This window comes from Bacillus sp. T33-2, assembly GCF_002860205.1.
In the GTDB taxonomy this organism is placed as follows: Bacteria; Bacillota; Bacilli; order Bacillales; family Cytobacillaceae; genus T33-2.
In genome coordinates this window covers 20113-29048 of record NZ_PGVB01000043.1, presented here as the reverse complement: position 1 = coordinate 29048, position 8936 = coordinate 20113, and the positions used below count along the sequence as shown (strand labels likewise).

Annotated in this window: 11 protein-coding genes; all 11 read right to left on the bottom strand. The window is 43.5% G+C overall.

Annotated features, from left to right (window positions below):
* Nucleotides 1-41 precede the first annotated feature (41 nt).
* Nucleotides 42-167: a DMT family transporter gene (locus CVD19_RS24290; RefSeq protein ID WP_142383556.1), complete on the bottom strand. Its 126-nt coding sequence runs from the start codon at nucleotides 165-167 to the stop codon at nucleotides 42-44.
* A 143-nt stretch (nucleotides 168-310) separates the two neighbouring features.
* Nucleotides 311-571, bottom strand: coding sequence for a hypothetical protein (locus CVD19_RS21975; RefSeq protein ID WP_101585324.1), 261 nt, complete (start codon nucleotides 569-571; stop codon nucleotides 311-313).
* Nucleotides 572-747: 176 nt separating this feature from the next.
* Complete coding sequence (locus CVD19_RS21970; RefSeq protein WP_101585323.1) at nucleotides 748-1653, bottom strand: CBASS cGAMP-activated phospholipase; 906 nt, start codon at nucleotides 1651-1653, stop codon at nucleotides 748-750.
* A gap of 118 nt (nucleotides 1654-1771) precedes the next feature.
* A complete protein-coding gene (locus CVD19_RS21965) occupies nucleotides 1772-2314 on the bottom strand; it encodes a type 1 glutamine amidotransferase domain-containing protein (protein WP_101585322.1) in 543 nt (180 codons plus the stop codon).
* Nucleotides 2315-2439: 125 nt separating this feature from the next.
* Complete coding sequence (cydS, locus tag CVD19_RS25635) at nucleotides 2440-2565, bottom strand: cytochrome bd oxidase small subunit CydS (protein WP_257985245.1); 126 nt, start codon at nucleotides 2563-2565, stop codon at nucleotides 2440-2442.
* A gap of 14 nt (nucleotides 2566-2579) precedes the next feature.
* Entirely contained in the window at nucleotides 2580-3602 is a 1023-nt protein-coding gene (locus CVD19_RS21960; RefSeq protein ID WP_101585321.1) for a cytochrome d ubiquinol oxidase subunit II, read from the bottom strand.
* On the bottom strand, nucleotides 3599-4945 hold the full coding sequence (locus CVD19_RS21955) for a cytochrome ubiquinol oxidase subunit I (protein ID WP_101585320.1): 1347 nt from the start codon (nucleotides 4943-4945) through the stop codon (nucleotides 3599-3601). The genes CVD19_RS21960 and CVD19_RS21955 overlap by 4 nt, the downstream gene beginning before the upstream one ends.
* Nucleotides 4946-5255: 310 nt before the next feature.
* Entirely contained in the window at nucleotides 5256-5798 is a 543-nt protein-coding gene (locus CVD19_RS21950; protein ID WP_101585319.1) for an NADPH-dependent FMN reductase, read from the bottom strand.
* Nucleotides 5799-5978: 180 nt separating this feature from the next.
* The gene (trhO, locus tag CVD19_RS21945) at nucleotides 5979-6947 is read right to left on the bottom strand and encodes an oxygen-dependent tRNA uridine(34) hydroxylase TrhO (RefSeq protein WP_101585318.1); all 969 of its coding nucleotides are present in this window, start codon (nucleotides 6945-6947) and stop codon (nucleotides 5979-5981) included.
* Nucleotides 6948-7119: 172 nt separating this feature from the next.
* Nucleotides 7120-7587 (bottom strand): branched-chain amino acid aminotransferase, encoded by a 468-nt coding sequence (locus CVD19_RS21940; RefSeq protein ID WP_101585317.1) that lies wholly within the window; start codon nucleotides 7585-7587, stop codon nucleotides 7120-7122.
* A 21-nt stretch (nucleotides 7588-7608) separates the two neighbouring features.
* Entirely contained in the window at nucleotides 7609-8934 is a 1326-nt protein-coding gene (locus CVD19_RS21935) for a DEAD/DEAH box helicase (RefSeq protein WP_101585316.1), read from the bottom strand.
* Nucleotides 8935-8936: the final 2 nt, after the last annotated feature.

Sequence of the window (8936 nt, the reverse complement as noted above, 5' to 3'; positions counted from 1 at the left end):
AAAAGGAAGAGATCCCTCTTCCTTTTAATCACGAAGACATATTAAGACTTTTTCAGCAGTCTCCCTTCTAGAGCGCCCGTTTTTTTGCCCAATCCTCCGTTGATTTGCGCCTGAAAGGCGACAGCAATACCTCCAACGAAGGCCATCAGTGGAAAAATCCATTTCATTCGTGTTATCTCCTCTTAACCCCTTACTGTAAATGCAAGCGACTCATTTTATCTTATAAATGATAGTATCATGTCAGAACGGATCCGCGAAAGTTTGTCGAAAAATCACAAAAAGAACTGCAGAACCATTGCCGCAGTTTAAACTATTTATCCAATTCCATAATCTTTTCCAGCTTTTCTACCAGCACGACACACTTATTTTCTCCAATATGATATATGTACATCTTATTGCCTTTCTCATGAAGAACTTTTTTTAAGTGGATTTCCCCGTTTATTTTATAAACGTTGGCTATATCCTGAATTTTTGCATAAAGTTGATCTGTACTTGGCTCACTTTCTGAGGCAATTTTTATTTTTATTGGCAAACCGTTAACCCTGAACGTAACTAAGATAACTGTATCCAAAAAACCAACCCCTTACAGAAGCTTTGGAGGCAGCAAGATAAATTTCTGAAATATCTTCCTGCATTTGTTTGTCCTGGAATAATTTTCGCCACAAGGCGCCAAATTCCTTCTTTCAAACCAAACCTCGCAGCCGCAGATGAGAGAAAGACGGTTAGTTCGCATAGCTAATGTTTTTCCTACCCTTCCAAAAACCGGCCAATCTCATTTTTTCTCTCTTTGAAGACGTTTGCGCCGAACTCAATGAGTGAATCGATATTTTCAACCTTATCAAAAGGAACTTCCTCTTGCAGCTCTTCGTTGATACGAAGATAATTGTCCTGCAGCAAAAGCTGGCAATGGTATGAAACCGCCTCGGATGACAGGTCCAGGGCCAGATCAAGCAGTTTAGGAACCGGTTTCAGTGACGGGAGACTAATTGGAAGCCACTCTGTGAGACCCCATCGCTTTTCACTGTATTTTGAAAAATCAATGTTTTGTTTACCGGTGCCAATGGATAGTATTTTGGTATCCCCTAATGCCGCTTTAAATTGGTGCACAGCCTCTGTAATGCAAACCAATGAGGGGTTGTTAGCCCATAAACCGCCATCAATGGTTAAACATTGGTTTTTCAGGATGTTTGGCGGAAAATAGATTGGTGCAGAACAAGAAGACAGGACCGCATCCCACAAATGAATGGTTAGATCGCCCGGATGGCCGTAGTTGGACCTGTGGACGTATGGTTTGCCATGGGTGATGTCCACAGCTGGAATGAGCAATGGCTTGTTGATATCAGCAAGCCTCCTGTCACCGAACACATTTTTTAACAGGCGTCTTAATGCACCGTCACTGTACACGCTTTTGAACAGCCCAAAGGTCGCCTGCCGCTTAAAAATTTTCTTTCCATATGCCTTATAGCTGAGCATAACGTCGGCCATGTTTATATTCAATGCTGCCGATGCAGCGATGATCGCGCCGGTGCTGGTCCCGGCAATCACGTCAAAAAGGTTACCAACAGGCTGCTTATATTCTCCCTCTATTGCTTGTAATATTGCGATTGCAAATACTCCACGGATGCCGCCTCCGTCAATACATAGCATTTTCATCGTATTCTCCCGGGTTGCTTTTTCTATCATTCTTCCCTTTCTCAGCTTCCGTTAAGCCTATATGACAGATCATCCGCCATAAATGAAAGCCAGCAGTCCCTCGATTAAGACTCCTGGCTCAATCTCCTGTCAGTTTTCCTTTTTTTTTCAGGACACTAATAAACTCACGCAGGTAGTCTGGCAAATCGGGCGGACGGCGGCTTGAAACAAGATGGCCGTCGACAACAACCGGCTCATCCAACCATATTGCGCCAGCATTTTCCATGTCATCCTTAATGCCGGGGGTGCTGGTCACTTTTTTGCCCTGCAAGATTTTTGCTGAGATTAATACCCAGCCGGCATGGCAGATCTGTCCGATCGGTTTTTTATTTTCGTTCATATGCTGGACCAGAGCGATGACTTCCGGAAAGCGCCTGATTTTATCCGGTGCCCAGCCGCCCGGGACAAGGATGGCATCGTATCCTTCGGCGTCTATTTCATCATAAGAACAGTCTGATACCGCAGGCACTCCGTACTTCCCGATGTATGTTTCGTTTGCCTTCTCACCTGCAAGATGGACAATCGCACCTTCTTCTCTTAATCTTAAAATTGGATACCACAGCTCCAAGTCTTCAAATTCATGATGGACGAGGCTGACAATTTTCTTACCTTTTAACCGCATGAGGTCCCTTCCTCCTTTGGAATTCAATATCTGCAACAAAAATCAAACAGGCCTGGTCCAGTTAAGTGACCAAACCTGTACATTTAATTATAGCAAAACAGAAGGATAAATTCCGTCCGTTAAGCTTATTTATCAGGCTCATTCGCCTTCCTGATCATATCATCTTTTTGCGCAAGCCAAAAAGCAACTGCAATAGAGGTAACGATTACAATAAATGGTGCATAAAAAACAAGGAATTCCCTTATAGTCATAATTGGCAACCTCCTCAGGCATGGTCGTTTCGTTTTCCTTGGACATACTCCTTATTGAACAGAAACAGTTTAAGCACGAGAATCAGAGATGGAACGAGCAACGCAAGCCCGGCTATAAAAGCAATGATTAATGCGATGGCCATTGCTTCATTCGTAAAACTGTCATAAATCGTCAAATGAGGATAAAGAAGATAAGGGTAATGGGACACCCCATAACCGAAGAACGCCAATAAGAATTGACCTGTCAATAAAATGAATGCAAGGCCATACGAGCGTCTCTTCGAGATCAAATATACTGTCCCTGCAAATAAAATGAACGACAAAGCGAACAGCCACCAAACATCAAATAACCTTTCATAATGCTCCGGATTGTGAGTACGCAATTCTATCAGGATGCCTGTGGCGGTAACAATTGCGGGCACCGCCCAGAACAGCGCATATTTGCGGAGAAGGTTTGTCGCCGGTTCGTCCTTCGCCAGATTTGCATACCATGTCAGGAATACGGCTGAAATATACAGCACAGCAGCAATGCTGAGAACAACGATGCTCCACGTCAGCGGACTTGTAAAAAGAAGCCAGTAATCAAGCACCGGACCTGATTCTTCAATCGTGACAAACCCGCCCTCAGATATCGTGAGCACAATCGACAGTGAAGCAGGAATGAGCAGCCCGGCCAGCCCGTAAATGTATGTAAATCGTCTATCCAGGCCTCCGTACGTGGTAAAAGCATAATAGGCGCCCCTGATGGCCAGCAGGATGATTGCAAGGCTCGCAGGCACAAGCAGAATCGTTCCAAAATAGTAGGCAGTTTGCGGGAAAAAACCAACAATTCCAACAAAGAAAAACACAAGGAATACGTTTGTTATTTCCCAAACAGGCTGTAAATAGCGCTGTATAATTTTGTTTAAAATATGCTGTTTTTTAGTAAATGTGCCATATGCATTAAAGAAGCCAGCCCCGAAATCGATTGAACCGATCATAATGTATCCGAACAGGAAAAGCCATAACACCGAAATTCCGATAAATTCAAGCGTCATACTGTGACACCCGCTTTCTCGGAAGCCCGGTCAGCCAGTTCCTGTTCAACAGGATTCTTCCGGAACATCCGCGTCAGTACAATGATACTGCCTATCCCGAGGACAAGATATAGCCCGGCAAAGAGCAGGAGCATCGTGTCAACCTGGCCGCTCGTTGTCGCTGCGTCCTCAGTCCGCAGGATGCCGAGCAAAACCCATGGCTGCCGCCCCACTTCCGTCAGCCACCAGCCGGCTTCAATCGCAACCATTGACAAAGGCCCTCCCAGCACAATCACCCAGCGGTACAATTTCGACCGGACAAACCGCCATTTTCGCCACACTCCAAACACAAAAACCATTGAAACCAAGACAAGCCATACCCCGATTGTAACCATTGAATCAAATAAATAATGGATATACAGTGGCGGACGTTCATCTTCTGGAAATTCGTTCAGGCCGATAACCTCTGCATTGAGATCACTATGCGATAAATAGCTCAGTCCATATGGGATCTTGATCGCGTATTTGACTTCCCCGTCATCAAGGACACCCCACATAAGAATCGGGGCTCCTTTTTCGGTTTCGAAATGCCACTCTGCAGCCGCCAATTTTACCGGTTGGTACACAGCAAGATATTTTCCGGCGAAATCGCCGATCACTGCCGTTGCGATCGAGAAGACAAGCCCCAGCTTCATCGTAAGAAACAAAGCTTTTTTGTGGTATATATGATTTGACCCCTTCAACAGCCTGTATGCCCCGATAGAGGCAAGGACAAACGCTGATGTCATGTAAGAGCTCGCCAAAACGTGCGAAACCTTGGTAGGCATCGCAGCGTTAAACATTGCCAACACCGGATCTATATTGACCAACTGTCCATTCTCGATATCGAACCCCCGCGGGGCATTCATAAATGCGTTTACAATTGTGATAAAAATTGCCGAGAAGGATGCACCGATAGCAACCGGGATTAGCAGGAGCAAATGCTTTTTCTGGTTTTCGAACCGGTCCCACGTATATAAATAAATACCCAAAAAAATGGCTTCCAAAAAAAACGCGAAAGTTTCCATAAACAAAGGCAAAGCTATAACGTTTCCGGCCAGTGACATAAAATTGGGCCAGAGTAAAGAAAGCTGGAGCCCGATGGCAGTTCCAGTTACAACTCCAACCGCAACTGTAATGACAAATCCCCTTGTCCACCGCCGAGCCAATAATATGTAGTGTTCATCCTGTTTCTTAATCCCCAACCATTGGGCAATCATGATCATAAGAGGTATTCCTACTCCAATCGTTGCATAGATGATGTGAAAAGATAATGTCAATTCTGTCAAAACCCGGCTAAAAAAGACAGACTCACTGTTGCCCACGTCACAATCCCCTTCCTTTATCCCCCAAAGATATACCTGAAAAGTGATAATCCCATCGTTATCGCCACGATTACCGTTAACAAGATCAACCTGCGTTCATGTTTTTTATACATTTTCCGTCCTCCCTTTTTAGCAATCACCTGATTTGAACCGACATGGCCAAAAGGAGTTGAGTCCTTCCACTAATTTCTACTTTACCCATATGTGTTTTTCTTTAATCGGCTACGAAACAACATTGAATATTAAAAACAGTCAATTTAAAAAACCGGTTCTCCCTCATCATTCAGGGAAAACCGGTTTATAATTGGTGCTAATTGCTGCCATTAATCTTCAGATGCAGGGAAATTAATTCTTCAGCAAGGCTATTGATTCTTGCCTTTATATCTTCGTCATTTATTTCATTTTGGGCATCGAAACTGCTGCTGCTGACAAACAGGTTTTTTGCGGGAATATACGCTTTTAAGAAACTGACAATCGGCCGCAATTGGTTTTCCATCACAAGATAATGCCTTTCGGTTCCCCCATTCATGACCAGGCCAACAATTTTTGAATCGAAAATGTCCTGCGGAAGCAAATCGAATACATTTTTCAATGCACCCGTAATCGAAGCCTGATAAACCGGCGAACCAATGACAAAGATATCAGCATCCTTAATTGTATTGATGACCTTCCTCGTGTCATCATTATATGCCTCAAATGGTCTCCCATCGGCAAAATCGAGGCTATAATCACCCAGATTAACCAATTCGACATCAAGTGCAGGGTGATGCTCCTTTGCCTTCTCCAAAACCTTATTAACCAGGACTGCCGTTTTTGCGCCAGCCAGTGCTCCTGAAATTCCTAATAACTTCACAAAATCATCTCCTAAATCCCTGTGGTCCGCCACTATTCCTGGGTTATGGCAACTCCTTGAAGAAACGGACCAAATGTTTTAATATGTAAATGCTTGTTTAAAGTATGCGTACTTATTTAATCAGTTATCATTCATAACTGCAAATATTAACAATCAAAAAAAGGATAAAAGAAAAATCTTTTATCCTGCAGTAACTTTATTCTTTTCGTCAATAGCTTTCAGCTTGGCCGCGATCTGTTCTTCAGTCAAACCATATTCCTTGACGTAAAGGTTTCTTTCGTGAGTGCGGCATTCGTGGCTGCAGCTTCTCATATAGAAATGTTCATTTTCCTCCGAGGTGAGGAACTGCCTGTTGCATTCAGGATTGGCGCAGTTTACATAACGCTCACAAGGTTCATTTGTAAAGTAATCTCTGCCAACTACTACATGTTCCACCTGGTTGACTGGAACAGCAATTCTTTCATCAAATACATAGCATTGACCATCCCAAAGCTGTCCCTTTGCCTCTGGGTCTTTACCGTAAGTGACAATTCCGCCATGCAGCTGTGACACATCTTCAAAGCCTTCTTTCACAAGCCAGCCGGAGAATTTTTCGCAGCGGATGCCGCCTGTGCAATAAGTCAGGATTTTTTTCCCTTCAAGCATTTCTTTGTTATTTCTGATCCACTGTGGAAGCTCGCGGAAAGACTTGATTTCAGGCTTGATTGCTCCCCTGAAGTGGCCAAGCTCATACTCGTAGTCGTTTCGCGCATCAATGACCACCGTATCCTCTGCCTGCATTTGCTTATAAAAATCCTGAGGGTTCAAATATTTGCCTGTCAGTTGCGTTGGATCGATATCGTCTTCCAGTCGTAAAGTGACCAGTTCTTTTCTCGGGCGAACATGCATCTTTTTGAACGCATTCTTGTCTGCTTCATCTATTTTAAACCACATGTCAGCAAATCGGGGATCTTCCTTCATTGCTGCCATATACCTGTCAGTTTGTTCCACTGTTCCGGAAACAGTGCCATTAATGCCTTCTTCGGCTACAAGGATCCGGCCCTTTAATCCAAGTTCTTTGCAAAAATCCAGATGGCTTTTTGCAAATTCTTCTGGATTATCTATAGTCACATATTTGTAATATAGTAAAACTCTATATGAATTAGTCATTTTTCAAACCACCTTGCTGTTGTTATTTATAAACCAAAACTTGCTCACTTTTTATACTTTACTGGTTTATAAACATAAAAACAATAATAACAGAAAATAAAGGAGGAATACAACCTTTTTTTACTTCCAGAAGCGACAATGGCCAACGGGAGTTCTTCACAAGCAGCAAGTCTTATTTTTTAATCGATTGAACCATGTCTGAAAGAAACGAGAATATCAGGTTATACGCTTCTCCTACTGACATCCCATCATTAAATCCTTTTACTTGATCCAAGGCAAAATTCAAGTTCCACAGCCCTTCATCGTGATCAAAAATCAGATCGAAGTTTGTATCCTCGCCTGGTAAATGAGTTTTTAGATACGACATAAGCATCTGTTCAAGTTTTTTCTGGAGCTTCAAGCCCAACATCACATCGTAATTTCCAAACACGTCATCGACTTCTAAAGAGACTGCGTCAACGCCAATTTGATCGAACAATTCGGATTCAAGGTAGATGAATTCATTCATATGTTTTTTAAAGTAACGAATAGATTCATTTAAGAAGGCGGAATCTTCGTTGGCAAGCACTTGTTCCGTCTCTTTATCGCAACGCTCGATATACGCGTCTTTAAAACGCAAAGCATGGTTTTGCTCTGTCATTATGATCTCCCCTGTCAATTTTTATCTTGTTCTGTTATTTCGTGTGTTACCGGTTCTGGTTCTTTTCTTTTTTAATGGATGGCTTGTTGGGCCCGTTTGTTTCGTCTTTTCAGATTTTTGTCTTGTGCCAGCCTTCCTGTTGCTAGTGCGAGCACCTGAAGATTTTCCGTTCGGTCGTGGTGTGTGCTTTTGTGTCTCGTCAATGGAAGATGGCTTCTTATCTTCTTTCGCGAAATTGCCCGCATTTTGTTTGTGGATCCTGATGTTGAGTTCCTGTTCAATCATATCGAGGAGAGGCCGGTCCTTGGGAGAATATAAAGTAAATGCCATCCCAGTCATTCCTGCTCTGCCGGTCCGTCCACTCCTGTGGATGTAGCTCTCAGGATCGAGGGGAATATCATAGTTGAATACGTGGGTAACACCTTCAACATCCAGGCCTCTTGCGGCGACATCTGTTGCAATGAGGAGCTGGATCTGTGCATCCCTGAAGCGTTTCATCACTTGCTCTCTTTTTACCTGTGACAGGTCGCCATGCAGTTCATCGCATTGAAATCCCTTTCCTTTGAGTACCTCATACAGCTTGCTCACTCTTCTTTTTGTCCTGCAAAAAACAACCGCGAGAAATGGGCGGTGTGTTTCAATTAAATGGATAAGCGTTCCTTGTCTGGCCCTGTCAGTCGTTTGAATTGCCACCTGCCTGACATTTTGTGCAGGTCCCTGTCTTTTTTCCACCTGAATATATTGCGGTTGTCGCATATGCTTATCGGCCAATTTTCTAACTTCATTTGGTATCGTGGCCGAGAATAATAGCGTCTGCCTGGCTGCAGGCGTTTCCCTGATGATGTCTTCTACTTCTTTCAAGAAACCTATATGGAGCATTTGGTCAACCTCATCCAGGACCAAAAAGGATATATTAGATAAATCGACCGTTCCCCGTCTAATATGGTCCAACAGCCGCCCTGGTGTGCCAACGACAATCTGGATCTTTTTCCTCAATTTTTTTAGTTGTTTGTCGACGTCCTGGCCGCCGTAAACAGCCAAAACATTGATTCCATCCAGGCCGGCAATCAATTTTTCAATCTCATCAGTAATTTGCAGGGCCAGTTCCCTGGTTGGAGTCACAATCAGTGCCTGAATATGCCCGCTATCCTGTTCGATTTTTTCAAGGACTGGCAAAATAAACGCAAAAGTCTTGCCTGTGCCTGTTTGGGCCTGTGCAATAATATCTCTGCCATCCATTACGGCTGGAATGGCTTCTTCCTGGATTGGCGTTGGTGATACAACCCCTTGCTCGCGTAATTTTTTTACTAAAGCATCTGATATACCCATTGATAAAAAATCAGGCAAAA

Excerpts from the sequence above, each read along its gene's own strand:
- cydS (WP_257985245.1), bottom strand. The coding sequence starts at position 2,565 with ATGACTATAAGGGAATTCCTTGTTTTTTATGCACCATTTATTGTAATC.
- CVD19_RS21965 (WP_101585322.1), bottom strand. The coding sequence starts at position 2,314 with ATGCGGTTAAAAGGTAAGAAAATTGTCAGCCTCGTCCATCATGAATTT.
- trhO (WP_101585318.1), bottom strand. The coding sequence starts at position 6,947 with ATGACTAATTCATATAGAGTTTTACTATATTACAAATATGTGACTATA.
- CVD19_RS21960 (WP_101585321.1), bottom strand. The coding sequence starts at position 3,602 with ATGACGCTTGAATTTATCGGAATTTCGGTGTTATGGCTTTTCCTGTTC.
- CVD19_RS21940 (WP_101585317.1), bottom strand. The coding sequence starts at position 7,587 with ATGACAGAGCAAAACCATGCTTTGCGTTTTAAAGACGCGTATATCGAG.
- CVD19_RS21970 (WP_101585323.1), bottom strand. The coding sequence starts at position 1,653 with ATGAAAATGCTATGTATTGACGGAGGCGGCATCCGTGGAGTATTTGCA.
- CVD19_RS24290 (WP_142383556.1), bottom strand. The coding sequence starts at position 167 with ATGAAATGGATTTTTCCACTGATGGCCTTCGTTGGAGGTATTGCTGTC.